Annotated in this window: 18 protein-coding genes and 4 pseudogenes; 20 read left to right on the top strand and 2 right to left on the bottom strand. The window is 42.1% G+C overall.

The window, feature by feature from the left end:
- The first annotated feature begins 71 nt into the window (after positions 1-71).
- The 5 genes from E4K67_RS24695 to E4K67_RS24675 are packed head-to-tail and all read left to right on the top strand — an operon-like array spanning position 72 to position 5,009.
- A complete protein-coding gene (locus E4K67_RS24695) occupies positions 72-1,334 on the top strand; it encodes an efflux RND transporter periplasmic adaptor subunit (RefSeq protein WP_135551618.1) in 1,263 nt (420 codons plus the stop codon).
- A 13-nt stretch (positions 1,335-1,347) separates the two neighbouring features.
- The gene (locus tag E4K67_RS24690) at positions 1,348-4,425 is read left to right on the top strand and encodes an efflux RND transporter permease subunit (protein ID WP_135551616.1); all 3,078 of its coding nucleotides are present in this window, start codon (positions 1,348-1,350) and stop codon (positions 4,423-4,425) included.
- 19 nt (positions 4,426-4,444) lie between these two features.
- A complete protein-coding gene (locus tag E4K67_RS31670; protein ID WP_135551614.1) occupies positions 4,445-4,537 on the top strand; it encodes a helix-turn-helix domain-containing protein in 93 nt (30 codons plus the stop codon).
- Complete coding sequence (locus E4K67_RS31665; protein ID WP_158408572.1) at positions 4,497-4,721, top strand: TIGR02679 domain-containing protein; 225 nt, start codon at positions 4,497-4,499, stop codon at positions 4,719-4,721. Before E4K67_RS31670 ends, E4K67_RS31665 begins: the two co-directional genes overlap by 41 nt.
- A gap of 36 nt (positions 4,722-4,757) precedes the next feature.
- Positions 4,758-5,009: a hypothetical protein gene (locus tag E4K67_RS24675; RefSeq protein WP_135551610.1), complete on the top strand. Its 252-nt coding sequence runs from the start codon at positions 4,758-4,760 to the stop codon at positions 5,007-5,009.
- Here the strand turns inward: E4K67_RS24675 and E4K67_RS24670 are convergent.
- A complete protein-coding gene (locus E4K67_RS24670; RefSeq protein WP_135551608.1) occupies positions 4,994-6,163 on the bottom strand; it encodes an AI-2E family transporter in 1,170 nt (389 codons plus the stop codon). The two genes, E4K67_RS24675 and E4K67_RS24670, sit on opposite strands and share 16 nt — an antisense overlap.
- Before the next feature lie 789 nt (positions 6,164-6,952).
- Here E4K67_RS24670 and E4K67_RS24665 point away from each other — a divergent pair.
- The 11 genes and pseudogenes from E4K67_RS24665 (at position 6,953) to vanS (ending at position 19,609) form a co-directional block, all read left to right on the top strand.
- A complete protein-coding gene (locus tag E4K67_RS24665) occupies positions 6,953-7,627 on the top strand; it encodes a response regulator transcription factor (protein ID WP_135551606.1) in 675 nt (224 codons plus the stop codon).
- Positions 7,624-9,360, top strand: a complete 1,737-nt coding sequence (locus E4K67_RS24660) for a sensor histidine kinase (RefSeq protein WP_135551604.1) — start codon at positions 7,624-7,626, stop codon at positions 9,358-9,360. Before E4K67_RS24665 ends, E4K67_RS24660 begins: the two co-directional genes overlap by 4 nt.
- A 645-nt stretch (positions 9,361-10,005) precedes the next feature.
- Positions 10,006-10,887, top strand: a complete 882-nt coding sequence (locus E4K67_RS24655; protein ID WP_135551602.1) for a carbohydrate ABC transporter permease — start codon at positions 10,006-10,008, stop codon at positions 10,885-10,887.
- Positions 10,888-10,894: 7 nt separating this feature from the next.
- Positions 10,895-11,791, top strand: a complete 897-nt coding sequence (locus tag E4K67_RS24650) for a carbohydrate ABC transporter permease (protein WP_135551600.1) — start codon at positions 10,895-10,897, stop codon at positions 11,789-11,791.
- Positions 11,792-11,858: 67 nt separating this feature from the next.
- The gene (locus E4K67_RS24645) at positions 11,859-13,133 is read left to right on the top strand and encodes an efflux RND transporter periplasmic adaptor subunit (protein WP_135551598.1); all 1,275 of its coding nucleotides are present in this window, start codon (positions 11,859-11,861) and stop codon (positions 13,131-13,133) included.
- Between the two features lie 9 nt (positions 13,134-13,142).
- A complete protein-coding gene (locus E4K67_RS24640; protein WP_243454612.1) occupies positions 13,143-14,549 on the top strand; it encodes an ABC transporter permease in 1,407 nt (468 codons plus the stop codon).
- Entirely contained in the window at positions 14,542-15,948 is a 1,407-nt protein-coding gene (locus tag E4K67_RS24635; protein ID WP_243454611.1) for an ABC transporter substrate-binding protein, read from the top strand. Before E4K67_RS24640 ends, E4K67_RS24635 begins: the two co-directional genes overlap by 8 nt.
- A gap of 85 nt (positions 15,949-16,033) precedes the next feature.
- The gene (locus E4K67_RS24630; protein WP_135551594.1) at positions 16,034-17,146 is read left to right on the top strand and encodes an ABC transporter ATP-binding protein; all 1,113 of its coding nucleotides are present in this window, start codon (positions 16,034-16,036) and stop codon (positions 17,144-17,146) included.
- A gap of 94 nt (positions 17,147-17,240) precedes the next feature.
- Positions 17,241-18,026 (top strand): DUF624 domain-containing protein, encoded by a 786-nt coding sequence (locus tag E4K67_RS24625; protein ID WP_135551592.1) that lies wholly within the window; start codon positions 17,241-17,243, stop codon positions 18,024-18,026.
- Between the two features lie 181 nt (positions 18,027-18,207).
- A pseudogene (locus E4K67_RS24620) lies at positions 18,208-18,467 on the top strand (winged helix-turn-helix domain-containing protein); the annotation flags it as partial.
- Positions 18,445-19,609: pseudogene (gene vanS / locus E4K67_RS24615) on the top strand (vancomycin resistance histidine kinase VanS). The pseudogenes E4K67_RS24620 and vanS, both read left to right, overlap by 23 nt.
- Before the next feature lie 25 nt (positions 19,610-19,634).
- On the opposite strand, the pseudogene E4K67_RS30845 reads toward vanS, so the two are convergent.
- Positions 19,635-19,772: pseudogene (locus E4K67_RS30845) on the bottom strand (VanZ family protein); the annotation flags it as partial.
- On the opposite strand from E4K67_RS30845, the pseudogene E4K67_RS30840 reads away from it, so the two are divergent.
- The 4 genes and pseudogenes from E4K67_RS30840 to vanX all read left to right on the top strand — a co-directional run.
- Positions 19,773-19,937, top strand: a pseudogene (locus tag E4K67_RS30840) (D-alanyl-D-alanine carboxypeptidase family protein); the annotation flags it as partial.
- 112 nt (positions 19,938-20,049) lie between these two features.
- A complete protein-coding gene (gene vanW / locus E4K67_RS24600; RefSeq protein ID WP_135551590.1) occupies positions 20,050-20,877 on the top strand; it encodes a glycopeptide resistance accessory protein VanW in 828 nt (275 codons plus the stop codon).
- Positions 20,878-21,006: 129 nt separating this feature from the next.
- Positions 21,007-22,047, top strand: coding sequence for a D-alanine--(R)-lactate ligase VanI (gene vanI, locus E4K67_RS24590; RefSeq protein ID WP_135551588.1), 1,041 nt, complete (start codon positions 21,007-21,009; stop codon positions 22,045-22,047).
- A complete protein-coding gene (gene vanX / locus E4K67_RS24585) occupies positions 22,044-22,652 on the top strand; it encodes a D-Ala-D-Ala dipeptidase VanX (protein WP_135551586.1) in 609 nt (202 codons plus the stop codon). Before vanI ends, vanX begins: the two co-directional genes overlap by 4 nt.
- Positions 22,653-23,010 lie beyond the last annotated feature (358 nt).

The following is a 23,010-nucleotide window of genomic DNA, read 5'->3' as shown; positions in this document are numbered from 1 at the left end:
CATTTAAATTCCGTTTATGTTGCCGCGTTATGATACTCCTATGTTTTAACAAGATGGAGGGGGATTACATAATGTTTAATAATATAGGTCCAGCTATTCGGCGATTCAAACTGACGAAAAAATCAGTGATCATGATAGTCGTTTTGCTTGTTTTCACCGTTTCTGCCACTGGAGTTGTAGCCTTCCTGGGAAAGAAGGAAACAGTCGTTGCCGTAGCTGCTCCACAGGAGGTTTCTGTCAAAGTGAGTGTGGCTAAGAATACTCTAAAGAACGTAACTGCTTCCTATAAAGCTACCTTAGTTGCCTCTCAAGAGGGAATTGTAAGTGGCAAAGTTGACGGTAAGGTAGTTCAGGTCATGTTCGAAAATGGTAAGTATGTATCCCAAGGAGACCCGTTAATCAAATTGGATGATCAGGAAATTAGAAACAACATAGCTTCTTCTCAAGCCGAGCTGAAAGCCTCAGAAAGTCAAGTAAAATCTTCTGAGAGTCAATTAGTGTCTTTACAAACCGGGTTGCAGAAAATGCAGCTGAGTGTAGAAAATGCAGTGCGCACCTATGACAGAACGAAAGAGCTTTTTAACAGGGGAGCCATTTCCAAGGTTGAACTAGAAAGCGCTGAAACAACGGTAAGTAATGCGAAAAGTGATCTGGAATCGGCAAAAGCCGATATTGGAACAGCAAAAGCCAGTGTTGAAACAGCAAAAGCTAATGTTATTACAGCACAGGTTGATTTAAAAAATCACACAGATTCTCTGGCGGATACGACCATCACTGCTCCTATTACGGGTATTTTGGATGAGAAAAGCGTGAGTTTGGGGCAATATGCGAACATAGGTGTTGTCCTAGTAAAAGTTAAAGCTATTTCACCGATCTATGCTGTGGTAGAAGTAGACCAAAACGATATGAGTTCTTTGCAAGTAGGACAGAGTGCCAAGATAAACGTTGGCAGTAACGACGTTAAAGACTATGACGGAATAATTAAAAGTATTGAAGCCTCTGCCGATACGACTTCAAGGGTTTTTAAATGCAAAGTTGAGGTGGCTAATCTTGATCAAGAACTGAAACCGGGTATTTATGCCAAGGTGGATATTGTAAGTGACCAGACATCAGAAGTAATTGCAGTGACAACGGATGCCTTGAGTGGAAATCCAGGAAATTATACAGTGTTTGTGAATGATCAAGGGGTTGCCCGTAAACGCATTGTCAGTATTGGGCAAATTTCCAAAGGCTTAGTGGAGATCAAAGACGGTGTAAAAGATGGGGACAGCGTCATTATTACCAATGTGAATACACTGCAGGATGGCGATGCGGTTTCAGTGGTGACGGAATAGGAGGACAAGACTTATGTTTTTAACAGATATCAGTCTGAAAAGGCCTGTATTTGCCACAGTAGTCATTATCGCTATGCTGGCAGTGGGTGTGCTAAGTTATAGAGGACTACCCATTAATGAAAATCCTAAGATCGATATTCCTTTAATAGGTGTTTCCATGTCCTTACAGGGAACTTCAGCAGAGCAGCTTGAATCGAAAGTGACAAAAAAAGTTGAGGAATCAGTCGGACAAATTTCGGGAGTGAAACACATTTCCTCCACTATTACGGAAGGGGTCTCCCAAACCGTGATTGAGTTTAGTTCTGGAACGCAAGTCAATGCGGCAACGCAAGAAATTAAAGATAAAATAAGCAGCATACGGGGCACTTTACCACAGGATATGGATGAACCCATTATTCAAAAATTCGACTTTGCGGCAACACCCATTCTATCCTTCGTGGTCACCAGCCCTCTTGCCAATAAGGACCTATCCCAAATAGTCGAAGATGAGATCATCAAGAAACTTAATACGGTTAAGGGCGTTGGATCGGTTACCACCTATGGTGCGCAAGTTCGAGAAATACAGATCAAACTCGATAAAGAAAAAATGGCGGCTCTGAATGTGACAACAGCGGAAATCACACAGGGCCTGGAAAGTGATAACATAGATATGTCAAGTGGTCAAGTTTCCAACGGGGATAAAGAAGTTTCCATCAGAACGAATGGTACGGTCAAAGAAGTCGAAGATTTCTTGAACGTTTTAGTCGCCAATCGTCAAGGGACTGAACTAAGAATCAAGGATATTGCCCAAGTGGAAGACACTATTAAGGAGCGGGACAGCTTATCATATTACAAGGGTGCAGAAACGATTGGTATTGATATTGTCAAACAATCCGGAGAAAATACCACCCAAGTAGTGGATGATCTTAAAAAGGAAATTGCTGAGATTCAAACGTCACTGCCTAAGGATGTGAAACTGGATATTGTCAATGACGATTCACAGGTCATACGGGCGTCCGTGTTTGAAGTTCAGAAAACGATGCTGGAAGGGTGTATACTAGCAGTTCTCGTTGTATTCCTCTTCCTGCGGAGTGGGGGAAGTACGGCCATCAGTGCACTCTCGCTGCCGATATCGATTATTTCAACCTTTGCAGCTATGTACCTGATGAAATTTTCACTCAACACCATGTCTTTAATGGGCCTTTCCTTAGCGGTTGGATTGCTCATTGATGATGCGATTGTCGTCATTGAAAACATCGTACGTCACTTAAATATGGGTGAATCTCCGCTTCAAGCAGCGAAAGCTGGTACGAGTGAGATCGGACTGGCCGTGACGGCTACAACCTTGACCATCGTTGCTGTCTTTCTCCCAATTACCATGGTGGCTGGAATCATCGGAGCTTTCTTTAAGGAATTTGGTTTAACCGTTGCGTTTAGTGCCTTGATTTCCTTATTTGTCTCCTTTACTTTAGTGCCATTGCTAGCATCCAAATATGTAAAAAGTGAGAAGGATGAATTGGATAAAAAGCACGGTCCCCTGGGAAGATTTTTAGTATGGTTCAACCACTTGTTTGTTAAACTTGCCCGAGTCTATACAAGGATCCTCAAGGCAGCACTGAAGCACAGGGTTAAAACAATCGCCATTGCCCTGGCACTGTTCTTCAGCAGTTTACTTCTTCTGAACAGCGTTGGAACTAGTTTTCTAGAGGTCGCCGACACCGGCAAGATCACCGTTGCAGCGGAGACAGATGGAGGGACAACCCTGGAGAGCGCTGCAGCGACCACTAAAAAAATGGAAAGCGTTCTTAACAAGTATCCTGGAGTGGAGTTCCTGTACTCCACCGTTACAGCCAACAACATCAGCATTATTGTGCAACTCCCAGAGAAGAATGCCAGAGAAGAACTCTTAAGTGAAACCGTCAATAAAATGCGGCAAGATTTACAGCGGATCCCTGGGATTAGCGTTGCTATGACGACTGGTTCCGGTATGCTGGCGGGAAAGGCTGTTGCCTACCATTTTACCGGCAATGATTTTAATCAACTTTTAGACTATTCCCTGCAAGCAGAGAAAGTCTTGAAGAAAGTTCCGGGGGCTGTTGACGTAAGTATGAGCTATAAAACCGGAAAAGCAGAAGCAAACTTTGAAGTGGATCGAGATCGGGCTGCTGATCTAGGTGTGAGTCCAGTGATTATTGCCAGTACCTTGGGAACACTATTCAATGGTTCTATCGACACCTATTATGAAACAGAAAAGGATCGTTATGACGTTAAAGTATTGCTCCAAGATGATCAAAGAAAGGACTTTGACAGTTTGAAAGGGATTTATGTGCCCAGTTCAAATGGTATGGTCCCCCTAGATCAGGTCACAAAGCAAGTTTTCGGCACTGGTTCAACTGAAATTAACAGGTATGACAAGGCTCGAGAAATTCAAATTACAGCAAATATCTATGGGGTTTCAGCGGGTGAGTTTGCTACTCAGTTTTCAACGGCCCTGGAAAAGGAGACGAAGATGCCGGTCGGAGTGAGCCAAGCTAGCGGCGGAGATGAGGAGATGATGGCAGAAGCTATGCCAGGCTTAATAAACGCACTTCTAATGGGAGTTCTGCTCATCTACTTAATCCTTGCCGCTCAGTTCGAAAGTTTTATGGATCCCTTTGCGATTATATTCTCTTTGCCCTTTGGTATCATTGGAGCACTGTTGGCCCTGTTTCTGACAGGCAGCAATTTAAGCATGATGGCGATGATTGGCATCATCATGTTGATGGGACTGGTCACCAAAAACGCCATTTTGTTAGTTGACTTTGCCAAGCAAAAGCGGGCTGAGGGAGAAGAGAGAGGTACCGCCCTGCTCCTGGCAGCTTCTACGCGACTTAGACCTATCCTGATGACGACGATAGCGATGATTTTTGGTATGCTTCCTTCAGCGCTCGCAACAGGAATAGGATCTGAGGGACGTGCCCCAATGGCTATTACCATTATTGGCGGGTTGCTTACCTCAACCTTCTTAACACTCATCGTTGTACCTGTAATCTATACATTGTTGGACGACGCCAAAGGATTGTTTCACAGGAAGCTGCCTTCCGTTGCAGGGCAAAAATTGTTAAAAGGCTAATAAAAGGTCTCCAGTACGGTTGCCCTTTTACAACCGGTCTGTTCCACAAACGATTAGATTTTCAACACTTGATGCAATTTGTAAAACCCTTAACTGCCAGCCAGGTGAATAGGCGTCATCCGAATAAAATCGAGCGCTTGCCAATGTTTGCCCGCCGTATCACAAAAGACCCCCACGGTTTTGACCCCAACAGCGATACCGGTCGAATCCTGCTTCAGGCCCTTAAGATTTGGAACAGCAACTGCGAGCAAGCGATCCACTCACGCTCGCGTCATCTGGGGCTGAAGCGAGCGTGAGTTGCATTTTTCCTTTGGCCTTTTAAGGGATGATCTTTGGAATTTGTCACCTGTACAGGGATCACTGCCAATGAAGCCGATAGCCAGCCCCTTGGCTATTTAACAGAGGCCTATCGACAACAAGTAACCTTGAACCTGCCACTCCGGGAAGTTGTCCAAATTGATCAAGCATACGCAGGTGGTCTATGTGGTCTATGTGGTCTATGTGGTCGGTCTTCGCAATATTTCCTATCCGTGAATTTGCTTTCGTTACATTTAGCCAGTAGCGTTATCTATTTGTCCATATAATCGTTCGTGTCCAACGGGAGTCCCTTGGCTTTTAAGCGCACTTCCACTATCTCTTTGATGATGGAGTAGATAAGCACAAAGAGTGGCACACCAATGATTAGGCCAACAAACCCGAAGAATTTACCACCTAACAGGATGGAAAAGAGAATCCAAAAAGCTGAGATGCCTAGGGAACCTCCAAGGATTTTCGGTCCGATGACATTCCCGTCCAGCTGCTGTATGATGAAAATAATGAGAAGGAACCACAAGGCCATGGTCGGCGATTCAAAGAAAATAATGATCACGGAAGGAACGGCTCCGATGAAAGGACCGAAGAAAGGGATGATGTTGGTTACGCCGACGATGAAAGAAACCAGCAGCGCGTAGGGCATACTCACCAGGGTGAGGATGATGAACGTTAATACTCCGATAATCAAGGAGTCTAGGATTTTCCCACTAAGGAAACAACTGAAGATCTGTTGAGTGCGTCTTGCAATCACGAGGATTTCATCAGCAATCGTCACGCTGAAGACACCATAGTTGATTTTCTTGGCCAAATTGATGAACCGTTCTTTTTCTGCCAACATGTAGATAGAGATGATAATGCCGAGGAATAGGTTCCAAACGGAGAGGGCGGTGTTTCGAAGCACGGAAAGCGCCATAGGGACCAAGCCCTGTGCGATGCCACTGCTAAAGAGCGTCAGCTGGTCCAAGCGGTCATTGATGAAACCGACGACTTCCGGTGGAAGCAGAATATCATTATATTGATCTTTGATGTATACCGTCGTGGAGCGGATATAGTCAGGGGTGTTCCGGACAAGCCCGGCGATGCTTGCGAAGAGCTGTGGAAAAATGAACGCGATAAAGAGATACACAAGAAAAGCGGAAAGCAGATAAGCTAGGACGAGGGACAGAATATGGAACCGCGATGCTTTGATTTTCTTCATCGAAGGAATCTTTGACAATTGGTTATTAAAGAAGTTCAAAAAGAAGTTCACAAGGTAGGCAATGACGAACCCGTAAATAAAGGGGGTAAGAGCGGAAAAATAGCTTCCCAATACTCTGATGAACTTGTCCAGTCCTGACAGAACAAGAAAGAACAGAATGCTGGACGCAATGATAATGAAGCTGTACATCGCGATGGTATTGTATTTTCGATTCCAATTAATTTCCATAGCAACCTCCAATATGTGAGACTTTAAAAAAGCGCTTATTAAGCAGGCCAAGCTCAGATCAATATAATAGGATTTCAGGATATTCTGCCCAGAATTCTAAAGATGCTCTCCATTTCAATGAAGAGTGGTTCATTATTATAACACACTTAGAATCATTTTCCATTATTCAGAGGGTGACAGGGCCAATTATTTTTTTTCGCAACGATTACATGGCATAAGCCAATGCAGGCTTCAGCATTAATTTTTGGATATACAATTGTCACAAGTTTTTATAAGGGCCAATCAATATTCACCACAGAGTCAGAGAATAGTACTCACTTATGAAGTAAGAGATTTTCCGAATTTATTAGGTATTAAGGGGAATACAGGTCAATTGGCCACAAGATAGAATTCAAATAAGGCGATATGACCATAAGATGTTGTGGTTTTGGAGCATAAAATAGTCTAAAATCGGGGCAAAAAAGTGCATTTTTTTGCCCCGATTTTAGGCTATTTTATAGATGACATTGGGTGATTGAGAGGATAAGGATGACCTTAAATTCAACACAAAAACCTCCGAATTATCGACCCAACACACGTGGGACTATAGTACGCTTACAAAGGCAGAACCTTTGATTTTTGCTTTATCAATTTTGCAGTTATAATAAAATTAGATGTGTAAATACAAAAGATTTTACTTGTAAGGCATACTTAAAATGGAAGTAGCAAACCTTGATACTGCTATTTATGATTATAGCTTACCACTGTTAACTCTAATTAAGTTTGTAAGGAAACAGATGGAGGTATGGGATGAATAAAATATTGGTTGTTGAAGATGAAGATATTTTACGTGAAGTGATAATGGACTATCTAATCGAGGATGGATACCAGGTATTAGAGGCCGCAGATGGTGAAGAAGCTTTAGAGTTGTTTCAATCAAATTCTGTTGATTTAGTTATCTTAGACATTGTTCTGCCGAAGCTTGACGGCTGGTCAGTATGCCGCAGGATACGGAAAAGTTCCGGTATCCCTATCATCATTATGACCGCGCGTTCCGATGAGGATGATTCTTTGCTGGGATATGAGCTGGGCGCGGATGATTATCTGATCAAACCATATAGTCCCCGGGTTTTAATGGCAAAAGTGAAACGGTTTCTGGAAAAATACTCAGATACTGTGGATGGAATGCTGACATCGGCCGGAGGTATTGTCATAAATATGGGGTCAAGACTTGTTTCAGTAGATGGCAATACCATTAATTTGACGCATACAGAATTGGAAATTCTCACTTATTTAATGCAAAATAAAGGGATTGTCATTACCAGAGAGCAATTAATCTCGAGAATATGGGGATATGATTTTTATAGTGATGAAAAGACCTTAAACAGCCATATCAGAAACCTGCGTGCTAAGCTGGGCAGTAAAGGCAGCTGTATTGTTACGGTTATCCGTTCGGGATATAAATTCGATGAGGAACAGCTATGAGAAAAAGTATTGTTTTTAAATGGTTTGTGCTGACAGCTCTATTATTCTCTACGGTGTTTTTAGTCATTGGCATTACGCAAAACTACTTTTTTGAGAAATATTATATTAGTAAGAAAGCGGATGCTCTCAAAATGGATATGGACGAGTACTCAAATATAGCAGCGAAAAAAGGAGCGGAAGCAGCATCCGTCGAGCTTTATAAGAATAATCAGGTCTGGATTACAAAATTGGATGAGTATGGACGTATCGGGGATGTAGAAAATTACTATATCGAAGTTAAACTGAAGAATGAGGCCCAGGGTAATCTGCGCATACCAATGTACTCCTTTGAAGGAGAATTTTCTTCTGCTGTACTCTCAACATTGAAGGTCGGCGATGAGGTGATTATTGATACAGTTGATATAGCAGATGAAAGGATACCTTATCAGATTCAGACTAATTCAGCGGGAGTCGTAAATTTAAACCTTGCCAACAAGCTGCATGGTCCTCAGGCCGATCAAGCTTATAGTCACCTTAGAACTGGCCTATACAGGGGAACGATAACGAAAACTATATTTCCGGAACGAAGGTCGTATATAGCGTTTCCTTACCAGGAAGGTTATTTTTTGGAACAAGTAAAAGAATTTCAAGCCAGGCTGCTGGCTGATAATGCGGAACCCCTTCAGCGTGCTGAAGAACTTAGTGCAACAGAAGATTTAGCGGAATATAAGATCATCATTAAACCGGTTATTGAAAATGGATTAATGGGATACATTTTTGCTATGACCTCTCTTCAGCCGGTAGATGAAGCAATAGCGGTTATGCGGCAATTCTATCCGTACTTTTTTGGATTTACCTTTCTGTGTGTTATATTTTTAGCATTTATTTTTTCGAAGTGGCTGGCGAACCCGCTGATATCCATCAACCAGATCACAGGGAAAATAGCAAACATGGATTTTACGGAAAAGCTGCCGGTGCGTTCTGAGGATGAGATTGGTCAGCTATCCCAAAATATCAATTACCTGTCGAACCAGATGGAAGCATATATTGGTCAGCTTAAACAGGATCTCGATAAAGAGAGAAAATTGGAAACTATACGGAAGGAATTTATTGCCGGGGTATCTCATGAATTGAAAACGCCTCTTGCTGTTATGAAAAGTTGTCTATCGATTTTAAAAGACGGAATTGCTGCTGAAAAAAGGGAACATTACTTTCAGGCGATGGATGACGAAATACAACGGACGGACTTGCTGGTTGTCAACATGTTGGACCTAGCTAAGTTTGAATCTGGTACCTATAAGCCTGAAATAGCTCCTTTTGAAATTGATAAAGTGATTACCGAAGTATGCAGGTCGCTGGCTGAGCAAATACAGGAGAAAAGTCTTTCTCTTATATTAATACCTTGTTCTCTAATGGTAGTGGGGCATAAAGGGCTCATCAGTCGCGTTATTACTAATTTTATCAGTAATGCAATCCGGCATACGGAGAATGGACAGGCAATCGTAATTGCCGTAAGAGACAATGGACAGACAGCAGAAATCAGCGTAGAAAATCAGGGGAACCCAATATCGGTGGAAGACAGGAAAAAGATATGGGACCAATTCTACCGTGTCGAGGCGAGGACATCCAAAGCAGGTACGGGTCTTGGACTTTCCATATCCAAGGAAATACTGGAGCTTCATCATGCAATTTATGGTGTAGAAAATACGCAAGATGGCGTCCGCTTTTTCTTTTCACTGACGGTACAACCATAGAGCATTGGTTATATTTTCTTAAGAAAGATATAAGCCTTGTTTGAGATACTCTTAGCGAAATATTTTAATTTTTGCGGCGAAACAGCTATGAAGGATTCTTCATGGCTGTTTTTTAAAACAATATTTTAGCACAAAAATAATATCCGAACTTTACCTCATCTGCACCTGATCTGCTTTTTCTGCTGTAATATCTGAGGACGTAAAGTTCAATTGCTTATAAGTCAGGAGTTAATATTAATTCCAAGAATCCTCGGCGGCAAAACCGACTATATTGGTGAAGTTAGGCTGTGTCTAGCCAGCTTGGCTAACAAAATAGAACTGATATATTTTGATTACCGCAGGAGCTACAGGTAATTGCCAGACTGAGCAGTATCATATCATTGATGCATTCACTGTTTACGGGAAGTACTTAAAAAAATAAGGCATTCATAAGGAAAACTTAAGATCCTTATAAGTAATTATTTAAAGAAAGCCTATCCCTCTTCGGTAGAATGAAGTTATCGAATCGGATAGGCTTTCATAATTTCAGAAAGAGCCTCGGAGATGAAAAGAAAATAGATCATGCAAATGTTTAAAAAGCTTCATAGGGTTGATTAAAGTAAGGCATATGACTTAGAAGTGAATTGTACCGCAGGAGGATGGAGGATGTCAGCTTTATTAAAGACAGGAAAAAAATATAATAACAAAACAGCACTAATCTTTCTTGCACCAAGTCTTATCGGGTTTTTGATCTTTTTCTTTGTACCCTTTGTAGGCGGGTTATATTATTCATTCGTAGACAGTCCGGTGGGTGGCAGCTTCGTTGGGCTGACAAACTATATCGATCTCTTGAGGAATGCTGTTTTTTTAAAGGCCGGATATAACACCATGGTTTTTACAGCAATTGCAGTTCCTCTCAATATTCTGTTCTCTCTTGGGCTTGCTCTGCTACTGAACAGGAGGATTTACGGCAGGAATATTATACGTATGGGTTTTATCATACCCCTGGTGGTTCCGGTTGCATCGGTTGTTCTGGTATGGCAGATATTGTTTGATATTAACGGCTCCCTCAATGCTGTTATTTCATCCCTTGGATTATCACCGGTAGACTGGATGAAGACTGATCTTGCCAGGATTGTGGTCGTAATAGTCTATTTGTGGAAGTACACCGGGTATAATATGGTACTGTTTCTCGCAGGCCTTCAAAATATACCGTCGGAATATTACGAAGCAGCCGACATCGATGGAGCGAGCAATTGGCACAAGTTTACAAATATCACATTGGTTTATCTGACACCTACTACATTTTTCATATTCGTAATGTCTATAATCAATTCCTTCAAGGTGTTCAGGGAGGTATATCTGATTTCTGGGGCATATCCTCAGGACAGCATTTATATGCTGCAGCATTATATGAACAACAAATTTGCATCCCTAGATTACCAGATGCTAACATCAGCTGCATTTATCATGGCTGTTGTCATTTACATACTTGTACTGTTTTTATTCAGGATTCAAAGAAGAATCAACAGTACAATAGGAGGGTGATAAAGTTATGCAGGCTACCAAGCATATCAAGAGAAGACTTAGAAAGGTAGTACTGTCAGTTGTGCTGCTTGCCATGGCTGTCGTGTTCCTATTCCCGCTTATACTGACGGTTACCAATTCTTTTAGGAGTGAACAGGAGATAGAGAACAGCTACAGTATGGTAACTTCCAGTAACCCGGATCAACAGGGCAGTACATTGTCCGGCAAGTACGCCAATGTAAAGCTTATACCCGACATGGTGACTTTAACACAGTACTATACGGCTCTGGTCAAAAGGACACAGTTTCTCATAAAATTCTGGAACTCGTTGATAATAGTGGTTCCGATCGTATTAGGTCAGATAATTGTTTCATCAATGGCTGCCTATGCGTTTGCAAAGTTGGAGTTTATTTTTCGAGACAAGCTGTTTTTTACATATATCATTATTATGATGATGCCGTTCCAGGTCACGTTGGTTCCCAACTATATCATGGCCGACAAACTGGGGCTTGTAGGAAGCTACTCATCCATCATACTGCCCGGCATATTCGGAACATTCGGTGTTTTTTTGCTGAGGCAGTTTATGATGTACATTCCGGATGCATACGTTGAGTCTGCAAAAGTAGATGGAGCTGGTCAGTTTAGGATATTTTTCAGCATTATTCTCCCAATGTCGAAAACAGGACTTGCTGCACTTGCTATTCTGGTTTTCATAGACAATTGGAATATGGTTGAGCAGCCGCTGATATTCCTGCAGGATGTGAATATGCATCCGCTGTCAACTTACCTGTCCAGCATCAATAGTGGGGAAATGGGGATAGCTTTTGCCGCATCGACAATATATATGCTGCCAATGCTGTTGATCTTCCTTTATGGAGAAAATTATCTCGTAGAGGGGATTCAGCTCTCAGGACTTAAAGGCTGATACAGGCAGTTACTTATAGCATAGAAACAAGATTATAGAAAATTGGAGGAGATTAGAGGTATGCAATATGAACGTAGCAGTTGAGGATGCAAATATCAAAAGAAGAAAGATAACAGGAAGGGCAACGGTTATATTCATTACAGCAATGCTTCTTTTAACCTTTTTCTCAAGAACCATAAACAATTTCACACTGCCGAAGGTGACTTATGAAACCCCTGCAAGCGGGGCACTGATCAAGGAAGTTACGGGTACCGGCAATGTAGAGGCAAATACTACCCAGGACCTGTATGTAAGCAACAGCATGAAGGTGACAGGAGTTATGGTCGATGTAGGAGACTCTGTAAAACAGGGGCAGACACTTCTGACCCTTGATACAAGCGATATAGAAAATCAATTGGAGGATGAGCTGGATATGTATGCTCAGAAAATGCTGCATCTTGAAGAGCTCATGGAAGCCGGTTCGCCGGAAAGCATGATGAGTCTGGATAAAGCGGTTCAAATTGCTCGGCAGAATGTAGAAAAGGCCCAGAAAAACCACGACAGCAGCAAAGCTCTTTATGAAGCAGGTGCTATAGCTGCAATTAATCTGACTGATGCAGAAATGAATCTTGATAATGCCAAGCTGGACTATGAGATAGCAAAGAATAATAAGGATAAAGCAATAAGCAGTAATAAAAGAGATATTGAAAGCACGAAGCTTGATATAAGTATGGCGGAGCGGAAAATAGCCGAGCTTACCAAAGAAATGAACATGAGCACAGTAACGGCCCCCTGCGATGGGGTGGTCACCGAGCTGTATTATTCAGCGGGTATGACGGCAAATGCTTCCCAACCGCTATACAGAATTGCGGACACCGGTGGGGGATTCCAATTTGTAGCCACTGTAAATATAAGTGCTGCAGAATACCTTGAACCGGGTGATGAAGCCAAACTATCGATAAATTCGTTAAACGACAGGATTATACAGGGGAAAGTGAATCAGATTACCGATAATCAGCAGCAGATTGGAGCAAAAAAGGATATTGTAATCGATATTCCACCGGATGGGTTAATAGGAGGAGAGATCGGTACCGCTGATATCAAAAAGAGCATCGGTTCCTATAAAGTCCTTGTACCTAATTCCGCAGTGGGGCAGGACAATAAAGGATCTTTCGTATATGTACTTAAGGAAAGGGAAGGTCCCCTTGGAAAAGAGTTTTATGTGGAAAGGGTGTCTGTCAGCATCGGTGACTCAGACAACACAAAAACCGTGGTTCTTAGCGGTATAAACGCTATGGATAAGGTGATCTCAGACAGTGATAAGCCATTAGAAGACGGCTCGCCCGTTATGATTGCCAATTAAGGAGTTGGTATGATGAAAAGACGAAAAGCTGTATGGGTCCTGACGTTCTCCGGAATTTTGCTGATGCTTTCATTGATTATATTGGGTGGAGCATTGGTTGAGCAGTGTGCCCGGTTAAATGGCGCTTATTCCATGCAAAAGGTGCTGGTATCCGGTAAAAACCAGGCAGACCCACAGGGAAAGAATTCTTTTTCCATTGATGATATAAAAAGACTTAAGAAAGAGCTTTCAACAAAGGATATCAGTTATACTGCACGATCCGGTCTTGTTGACACTTCGGTATCCAGTGGTAGTAGGGCTTTTCCTGTCAGGCTGATCGGTACTGATTATATGTATCCGATGTTTAGTGGTCTGGCTTTGGAAGAAGGGAGCTTTATTACACAAAAACAGGAAGAAGAGGGGGTGATGGTTGCTATAATCGATGAGGAGCTGGCCTGGGATATTTTTAGAACAAAGAATGCTACCGGCAAGACTATTGATATATTCGGTGCCGCCTTCAGAATTATAGGAGTTATAGAAAAGGATGATTCAATCACAGGAAAATTGACGGATGACGGCCTGTCGGAGGTATACATACCTGCTTCGGTAATGCTGGAGCTTGATACTACGGCACGTATTACCGATCTTCAAATAAAAACAGCCGATGCCAATACTCTGGATCAGAATACCACTGAGGTTTCGGCTGCAATCAGGCAAATAGGCAAGGATCCTCCAAGCTACAAGATCAGTGACTATAATCTTAAGCTTGCATTAATGGAGCAGAAGCCGCTTTTGCTGGTATTTATTCTGGGAATTGCATCGATGCTCATATTACTGTCACATGTAAAAAACTTAAGCAAAGAGATATATTTTCTAATCAGAGATAGGTGTAAGACGGATTATTTTTCAAATGTAATTAAACACAATCTGAAGGGAATAGGGCGCCGCATCCTGGAAATGGCACTTTCACTAACGGGAATCGTGCTCATCTGGATAGGGATCAGATTTACAATTTATATTCCACCGCAGAATATTCCGGATGAGTTGATAAATATTTCTTACTATTCGGATCTGATCAAAGCTGCTATTCAAGGAGGCATACAAAACAGGGGCTATGTAGCACCCCAGGCCGAACTGATTGCTAATGCCTCCGATATGCTCTTGAACCTGCTTTTCTGCATTTCCTTCCTTCTGGGCTCCCTGCTTTTGTATGCAGGCCTCCGGGAGCTTAAGGAATTAAATATGGATTCCAGCAGGCTTACCCCCGTATTAGGTTTGTTGTTCATTCTTTCAATGGGGATTCTGACTGCGGCAGCTTTTTTGTCAGGCTTGCCGTATGCAACGGATGTAAAGGGTGTCTTGGTGGCATGGGCCTTTATATTCTTAAATAACTCACAAATAACAAAACGAAAGGAAAGTGATGTTAAAAATGTATAAAAAAATTATTAGCCTGCTACTACTTGCAGTGCTACTTACAGTGAGTCTTACGGCTTGCGGGACGGGAAGCAAAACCGTTTCCCAGCAGCAAAGCCAGGAGGTAATCACTGTATCAGTTCCTGCATCCAATAGACAGCTTGAATTGGCTATAAGCAAGTTCCAGCAGGAGCACCCTGAGTACAGGATAGATATCCAGACATATCCAAGCAGCGATAATGAAACATATGTGAAAAACCTGAATACCCAGATACTGTCGGGTAAGGGACCGGATATCATCTCGGTTGCCGGACTGCCTTACGACAAGTATGTTGCCAAGAATATTCTCGCAAATTTAAGTGACATGATGGCTAGCGATAAGAGCTTTGATAAGAGCAAATATTATAGCAATATCTTCGATGCAATGAAAACCAACGGCAGCCTGTATGTTCTGCCCACGAGCCTTACCTTCAATGTTTTGATGGCGAACCAGGGGATCCTGGACCAGAGCTCAATAAAAATTGATGACGGTCACTGGACGTGGAATGATTTCAAATCAGCCTCGGAGAAAGTGACTCAGAAGGACGGAGCTGGTGCGGGTAACCGGGCGGCATTACCCGGCGTAAGCTCTATGGATATGCTGAACCTCTTTACCGGCGGAAGCTACAGCAATTACATTGACACTAATAACAAGAAAGCCAGCTTTACTTCCCAGGGCTTCATAGACCTGCTGAATACAGTGAAGGCTTTTGGTGATGAAAAGCTTGTCAACAGCAATGTCCAAACAGATACGGTTTCGGTGTTGGACGCCGCGGGCAGAGGATCGATAGTCTTCTATCCGTGCAACATCGATGATTATTTTACGTACTGGTTTATGAAATCTGCACTTAATGACCATTTAAGCCTTTACAATATTCCTTCATCAGGCAATTCCGGTTCGAGGACCTTTTCGACGAATTCGCTTTATGCCATCAACAAGAATTCCAAACATACAGAAATAGCCTGGGGATTTTTGAAGGTGCTTTTATCCGATGAAATCCAAGCACAGGACATGCAGGTAGAGGGGGCGCAAGGAAAACCTGGAGCATCAGGTGGTATAGCCATGGGTGGTTTCCCAATCAACAGAACTGCACAGCAGCAGAAAGCAAAGCAGGTAATAGATACATCAAAAGGCATGACAAGGAAAATAAGGTTGAAGTTGGATGGCCCCGGCGAAATTTCATTAAACCCGGCAGCCATGACTCAAGCGGATATCGACTATATAAACAAGTTTATCTCAGGGTTGAATACTTATGCCAATGCTGATCCGAATATCGACAAAATCATTCAGGATGAAGCAAAAGCCTTCTTCAACGGGGCTAAATCAGCGCAAGAAACTGCAGAGCTGATCCAGAGAAGGGCAAATACCTATCTTGGAGAATAGGTAAGACAGTATATTGATAATTTAACTTCTAGGGACTGTCCCTAGAAGTTAAATTATTAGCTGAAGGTAGAGGAGAGTGGTCATTTTGGCTAATGTAAGTTTAAAACATGTGACGAAGGAATTTGAAGGTAACGTTACTGCAGTGGCAGATTTTAATCTGGATATAAACGATAAGGAATTCATCATTTTTGTAGGTCCTTCCGGCTGCGGAAAGACGACAACACTTAGGATGATTGCAGGATTGGAAGAAATAACTGCAGGGGAAATACTTATTGACGGCAGAGTGGTCAACGATGTACAACCTAAAGACAGGGATATTGCCATGGTTTTCCAGAACTATGCGCTTTATCCCCATATGACTGTTTTTGAAAATATGGCTTTCAGCTTAAAGCTGAGGAAAATAGCAAAAGATGAAATAAAGGCTAGAGTACACGTTGTCTCTAAAATTCTTGATATCGAGCACCTTCTTGACAGAAAGCCCAAAGCATTATCGGGAGGACAGAGGCAGAGGGTGGCCCTTGGTCGTGCCATAGTACGGAAACCGAAGGTATTCCTCATGGATGAACCATTGTCAAATCTTGACGCAAAATTAAGGGGCCAGATGAGGGCCGAAATCAGCAAACTTCACCGGGATTTGCAAACAACCTTTATCTACGTCACTCATGACCAGACAGAGGCCATGACAATGGGAACAAGGATTGTTGTGATGAAAGACGGATATATCCAGCAGTTCAATACGCCTCAGACCCTTTACGAAAAACCTGATAATTTGTTTGTTGCCGGATTTATAGGGAGTCCCCAGATGAATTTCAAGGAAGTCCTGGTAGACAAATTGGGAGAGGAAGTACACTTGAAATTCGGAAAATGCAGCCTAAAACTGCCTCATGAAAAGGCAAGTAAACTAGAGGAACTGGGTTACATAGGCAAGGAAGTCATCATGGGAATCAGGCCTGAAAATATATTTGACGGGGATGCAACCCTTGTTTCACCGGCTGATTGTCTTCTTGAAGCAGGAGTAGAGGTTGTTGAAATGCTCGGCGCTGAAACTCTGCTGCATGTAAAAATTGAAGGTACCGACTTTATTGTCAGAGTTAATCCCCAAAAACGGGTGAAAGCCGGTGATATCATAAAACTGGCAATGAATCCCATTAAACTCCATATTTTTGATCGGGAATCGGAAAAGACCATCATGAACTAAAAGACCATTTTGTTTGATCGAATGGTAAAAAAAGTCTTTAATGGCCAAGCAGATGTATCACTGCTGAGTCCAACTCGAAAGGAATGAATCTCTTATGGAAGGTACTTTCAATTTGCCCCGGATTGTCATTTTCTTCAATATATTCCTGCGCAAGTTTTGGCACCTTGTCAAGCTGAATATGCTGTTCCTTTTATTCAATCTGCCTGCAGTGATCGTGATGCCTCTGGTTGCACAGTTTTTTCTGCCGATGCAAAATATTAGCACAGTTATGACAGGCAATAGCATTTATGAATTGATGTTTTACTTTGCAGCCGGTGCTATCCTGGTATGTATACCGGTTGTGACAGCCGGCCCTGCACAGGCAGGCTTTACTTACATACTAAGGAATTTCTCCCGTGAAGAGCATGCGTTTTTATGGGGGGATTTTAAGGAGCATGCCATTAAAAATGCAGGACAAAGCAGCCTCATATGTCTTACTGACCTGGTTGTGGTACTTATTATTGGAATTGATATCAGCTTTTATATGAGAATAAGCGAAAAAAACATGCTTCAGACTGCAGCAACTTTTTTTGTCATAATATTTTTCATCATCTATGTGATGATGCATATGTATATCTATCCGATGCTGATTACATTCAGGCTTTCAGTCAAACAGATATATAAAAACGCTTTTATATTTTCTATAATCAGGTTCTTTCCAAATCTGGGGATACTCGCCCTTTGCTCTGTATTGGCTCTATTGCCGCTCTTACTGCTCCCTGCGGTGGGAATTTTGATGTTCCTGTTCATAACAATGAGCTTAATAGGCTTGATTACCAACTTCTATGTATACCCGGTGCTGAAAAAGTACATGCAGGACAAGCTGCCTGATATGAGCTAAGGAAAGCCGGATATGGGAAATAGATTAAAGCCTATATTAATAAAACCTTAAGGTTTTATTAAGAAAATTATTATGATATAGATTTTTGTTTTGCGGTACTATAATAATGAATGTTTAATTAGGAAGAAGGGATAGAACTTATGAGTATCAATATTTTGGTTGTAGACGATGAGCAGTCCATATGGTATTGGACATGGACACCCATGAATGTACGCTGAATGATAAAAAGCTACCCCTCACGCCTACGGAATTTTCAATTCTTTGGGTTCTTTGTTCCAATCGCGGACGGGTGGTCAGTTCGGAAGAATTGTTCCATGAGGTATGGGGAGATAAGTATTTCACCAACAGCAATAATACGGTAATGGTTAAATGCACGAAAGCACAGAGCATCCTAAATATATCAAAACGGTATGGGGGGTTGGCTATAAAATTGAAAAGTAAGAGAGATAAAAGAAGGAATGATTATACAAAATTAAAAAGGAAAGTATTTTTTCAAATGCTCCTGATTACAGTTGCCGCCGCTGTGACTGTTTATCTATTGCGCTATATCCTGCGTGGACATATCGGAGATCGTATCGTTCGATTTTTAGTCAACGCTTTTCATTTTAATAATTCGGACGCACAGACAATCTATCAGTTGGTGATTCGCAACAATATGGACGAGATCCTTTTTGTTTTAATTCTAATATTTTTAGTTATCCTTTTTCGATTTTTTGTTTCTTGGTTTACTAAATATTTCGATGAAGTCAGTGCTGGAATGGATAAACTTGCTGAGGAATCCGATGAAGAAATTACATTATCGCCAGAATTGGATTTTATGGAAAATAAGCTTAATCAGATAAAAAACAACTTGGAAAAACAAAAGAAAGCTGCACTTGATGCCGAGCAGCGCAAAAATGATTTGGTAGTTTACTTGGCTCATGATATAAAGACACCTCTGACCTCCGTTATAGGATACTTAAGTCTTCTGGATGAAGCTCCTGATATGCCTCCTGAACAGAAGGCAAAATATGTCGGTATTACCTTGGAAAAAGCTTATCGATTAGAGCAGCTTATAAATGAGTTCTTTGAGATCACAAGATTTAATCTTCAAACTATTGTTTTGAATAAAGAAAAAATCAATTTAATGTTCATGCTCCAGCAGATGGCAGATGAATTCTATCCAACGCTGACTCCACAAGGAAAGCAGGTGTCAGTCAATGTGCCTGACGGACTCACTCTGTGGGGAGATGCAGACAAACTGGCCCGTGTATTCAATAACATCCTGAAAAACGCGATAGCCTACAGTTATGAAAACAGCGTCATTGATATTTCCGCTCAGCAGCAAGATAAAAATATTATTATAACTTTTACGAATCAAGGTAATCTTATCCCACGAGAAAAACTGGAAACGATATTTGAAATTTTTTCGGCTGGACACATCCCGTTCTACCAATACAGGCGGTGCCGGGCTTGGACTGGCTATTGCTAAAGAAATCGTAAACGCGCATGGAGGCAATATTTTCGTGCAAAGTAATACAGAAAAGACAGTCTTTACTGTCGTGCTTCCACAAAAGCAAGAAAAGGACAAGTTATCTGCTTAAGTCAGATAGCTTGTCCTTTTGTAAATTAATTATATAAAGATCTAAAACTTAAAAATGGGTAAAATACAAAGAACATACTGGCGAATGCGCTGGCCATATAAAAACATGCCTCTTCACGAAGGAGCATGGGAATTTTTTCGATATTGGTACTTTGGACAGAAACACAGATGAGGCTGGCCTGTGTCTCGCAAGCCTCGCTAAAGAAGGTAAGTAGGAATACATTTTGGTTACAGCCAGTGCCAAAGGAAATCACAAATCCGAGCAATACAATATTACCGACGCGTTGGCAGTGTTACAACAGCTTAAGAAAAGAATAAGTGCTTCGTAAGCACTTCTTAAGATTTTGATAAGCTAAAATCCCAACATCGCCTGCCTGATTTCGGTAAGATGAAATTGTCGAATCGGACAGGCTTTTATATTCCTGAAAGGGGGTCTCGGACATGAAAAGAAAAAAAATTACTCAGTTGTTTCCATTCTTACTGCCGATCCGCAGGATACAAAGAAAAATAATCTTCTATGCCAAGATGTACTTTGACCGGAACCGCTATACGAAAACAAAGGCTCCAGAGCTTTTGCCTTTTTGTATATATGAAACCAAATCGATGCTTCTAAATGAAAATACGGGCTTTGATATGAAATATCAGGTAAACAAGGTGTTTAATCTGCGCCTTGCCACAGAGCCCGTTAACAAGTTATTGATAAGGCCGCAGGAAACTTTCTCATTCTGTCAGAGTGTGAGATATGCCGAGAAAAATGAGCGGTATAAGGACGGCCTGTGTGTGGTGAATGACGAATTGGTCACGGTTCCGGGAGGTGGTTTGTGTCATCTCAGTAATTTACTGTTCTGGCTGTTTCTGCATACTCCCCTCATTATTGTAGAACGGCATCCTCATCAGATTAAGGATTTTCCATCCCCGGACGAGGATGAGCCGGATGGTGTGGACGCTACGGTCAGCGAAGGGTGGCTGGATTTAAAGGTCAAAAACAATACCAATCTTACCTTCCAAATTGAAATATCCATCGATGGGCCTTACATATATGGCCGTATTTTTGTGGATCAGGCCAAAGGGTATCGTTACGAGGTCATTAATCGGGATAAGAGCTTTTTCAAAAAAGACGGGAAAACCTTTGAGCGGGTTTCTGTTTGTCGGCAGGAGATAGACATCAAATCTAAACAAGTTATCTCAGAAAACATCCTTTATACAGATGTATGTGAAATTGGGTATTTGCTTCCGGAAGGAACTGCTATCGCAGAAGAAAAGGAGTGAACATTGCGGTTGCAAAAATTACCGAATGTGCTTATTACTCCGCACACGCCTATTACACAGAACACGCTCTGAGCGATACTGCTGAAAATACTATTATCAATTGCCTGAAATTTGAAAGGAGAAAGTAGCATGGATAGGTTGAAAATCGCAATTATATTTGGAGGCTGTTCCGAAGAACATCCCATCTCCGTTAAATCTGCGCAAGAGGTCGCAAAAAACCTTGATATCGAAAAGTATGAACCGTTCTATATCGGGATTACGAAAAATGGGGTTTGGAAGCTTTGTCACCGTCCTGAGGCAAATTGGGAAAACGGCAGTTGCCTTCAGGCAATGCTGTCACCGGACAGAAGCGTACAGGGATTGCTTGTTCTGGAGCAGGGACAATACAAAACGATCCGTTTGGATATGGTGTTTCCCGTTCTGCATGGCAAATTTGGCGAGGATGGTGCGATGCAAGGTTTGTTGGAGCTTTCCGGCATCCCCTATGCAGGCTGCGACATCCAAAGTTCTGCTCTGTGTATGGACAAATCCCTTGCCTATATCGTCGCGAGAAACGCGGGAATTGCTACGCCAAATTTCTGGACGGTCACGGCGAAGGAGAATATTGATGCCGACCGGTTTACTTATCCCGTCTTTGTCAAGCCGGCCCGTTCGGGCTCATCCTTCGGCGTCACTAAGGTATGCCGAAAAGAAGAATTGCTGAGTGCGGTGGAAATCGCCAGACAGTATGACTCGAAGGTGTTGATTGAAGAGGCTGTCGTCGGCAGTGAGGTAGGATGTGCGATATTTGGGAACGATCCGGATTTGATGGCAGGCGAGGTCGATCAGATTTGTCTGTCTCATGGTTTTTTCAAAATCCATCAGGAGAATGAGCCTGAAAAGGGTTCCGAAAACTCAACGATAATCGTTCCCGCTGACATTTCGGCAGAGGCGCGCTTGCGTGTTCAGGAGACAGCAAAAGCCATATATCGCGCCTTAGGATGCAGGGGACTTGCGCGGGTGGATATGTTCCTGAAGGAAGATGGAGAAGTAATCCTGAACGAGGTTAATACGTTGCCCGGCATGACCTCATACAGCCGTTTTCCGAGAATGGTGGCAGCCGCAGGGCTGCCCTTTGCCGAAGTGATCGACCGGATTGTTTCGTTGGCCTTGAAAGGAAAAAGACGATGAAAAATGATTTTGTCTTTGTAGACGAGTTTGTATCCGGAATACGTTGGGATGCTAAATACGCCACATGGGATAATTTTACCGGCAAACCGGTGGACGGATATGTAGCAAATCGAATTGTCGTTACGAGAGCCTTGTGCGCAGCCCTGGAAAAAGCACGAGAAAACGCCGCATCCTTTGGCTTTGGCTTGCTTCTTTGGGATGGTTATCGCCCTCAATGCGCCGCAGATTGCTTTCTGCGCTGGTCAAAACAGCTTGAAGATGGCCGGACGAAACTAAAACACTATCCGAATATTGACAGATCCGAGATAGTTGAAAAAGGATACGTGTCCGCTAAGTCGGGCCACAGTCGGGGCAGCGCCATTGACTTAACCCTTTATCATTTAGCTACTGGTACACTTGTACCCATGGGCGGTGACTTTGATTTGATGGATTCAGTCTCACATCATGGAGCAAAAGGGATCACGCAAGTCGAAGCGAGAAACCGTCAATACCTTTGTTCGATCATGGAGGCCTGCGGTTTTATTGCATACAATTGCGAGTGGTGGCATTATATACTGAAACACGAACCTTATCCAAACGCTTATTTTGATTTTCCCATCACATAGTTGAGTCGGCCAAAAAAATGTCAAAAATGTAAAATACTTAGAAACTAAGAAGACTTATATCACAATAATGCTTCAGGTTTAAGGTTAAGGGACAGTTTGCCGATATGGTAGACTGTCCCTTGAATTTTTTAAAAACTCAGGGGATTTATTGCTTAAAACCCTTGCTATTGACGAAATTAATTATTTGTATTTGTGTGTAAGAGACTATCAGTATCGCGATATTCAGAAAATCTTAAGATTTTAATAAGTAAAAAGCTATAAAATGGATTTTTGCTTCGCGGTATAATATTTGGGGATATATAATTAAAAGAAAGAAGATGACGCTTTTGGCTGCAAATATTTTAATAATTGATGATGA

The sequence above is a fragment of the Desulfosporosinus fructosivorans genome, from assembly GCF_004766045.1.
GTDB classification, from domain to species: domain Bacteria; phylum Bacillota; class Desulfitobacteriia; order Desulfitobacteriales; family Desulfitobacteriaceae; genus Desulfosporosinus; species Desulfosporosinus fructosivorans.
This window is presented reverse-complemented; position numbering and strand designations above follow the sequence as displayed.

Bases quoted from the DNA above. Each gene is read 5' to 3' on its own strand.
- E4K67_RS24695 (WP_135551618.1), top strand. From the start codon at position 72: ATGTTTAATAATATAGGTCCAGCTATTCGGCGATTCAAACTGACGAAA.
- E4K67_RS24690 (WP_135551616.1), top strand. From the start codon at position 1,348: ATGTTTTTAACAGATATCAGTCTGAAAAGGCCTGTATTTGCCACAGTA.
- E4K67_RS31665 (WP_158408572.1), top strand. From the start codon at position 4,497: ATGCAATTTGTAAAACCCTTAACTGCCAGCCAGGTGAATAGGCGTCAT.
- E4K67_RS24670 (WP_135551608.1), bottom strand. From the start codon at position 6,163: ATGGAAATTAATTGGAATCGAAAATACAATACCATCGCGATGTACAGC.
- E4K67_RS24665 (WP_135551606.1), top strand. From the start codon at position 6,953: ATGAATAAAATATTGGTTGTTGAAGATGAAGATATTTTACGTGAAGTG.
- E4K67_RS24660 (WP_135551604.1), top strand. From the start codon at position 7,624: ATGAGAAAAAGTATTGTTTTTAAATGGTTTGTGCTGACAGCTCTATTA.
- E4K67_RS24655 (WP_135551602.1), top strand. From the start codon at position 10,006: ATGTCAGCTTTATTAAAGACAGGAAAAAAATATAATAACAAAACAGCA.
- E4K67_RS24650 (WP_135551600.1), top strand. From the start codon at position 10,895: ATGCAGGCTACCAAGCATATCAAGAGAAGACTTAGAAAGGTAGTACTG.
- E4K67_RS24645 (WP_135551598.1), top strand. From the start codon at position 11,859: ATGAACGTAGCAGTTGAGGATGCAAATATCAAAAGAAGAAAGATAACA.
- E4K67_RS24640 (WP_243454612.1), top strand. From the start codon at position 13,143: ATGATGAAAAGACGAAAAGCTGTATGGGTCCTGACGTTCTCCGGAATT.
- E4K67_RS24635 (WP_243454611.1), top strand. From the start codon at position 14,542: ATGTATAAAAAAATTATTAGCCTGCTACTACTTGCAGTGCTACTTACA.
- E4K67_RS24625 (WP_135551592.1), top strand. From the start codon at position 17,241: ATGGAAGGTACTTTCAATTTGCCCCGGATTGTCATTTTCTTCAATATA.
- vanW (WP_135551590.1), top strand. From the start codon at position 20,050: ATGAAAAGAAAAAAAATTACTCAGTTGTTTCCATTCTTACTGCCGATC.
- vanI (WP_135551588.1), top strand. From the start codon at position 21,007: ATGGATAGGTTGAAAATCGCAATTATATTTGGAGGCTGTTCCGAAGAA.
- vanX (WP_135551586.1), top strand. From the start codon at position 22,044: ATGAAAAATGATTTTGTCTTTGTAGACGAGTTTGTATCCGGAATACGT.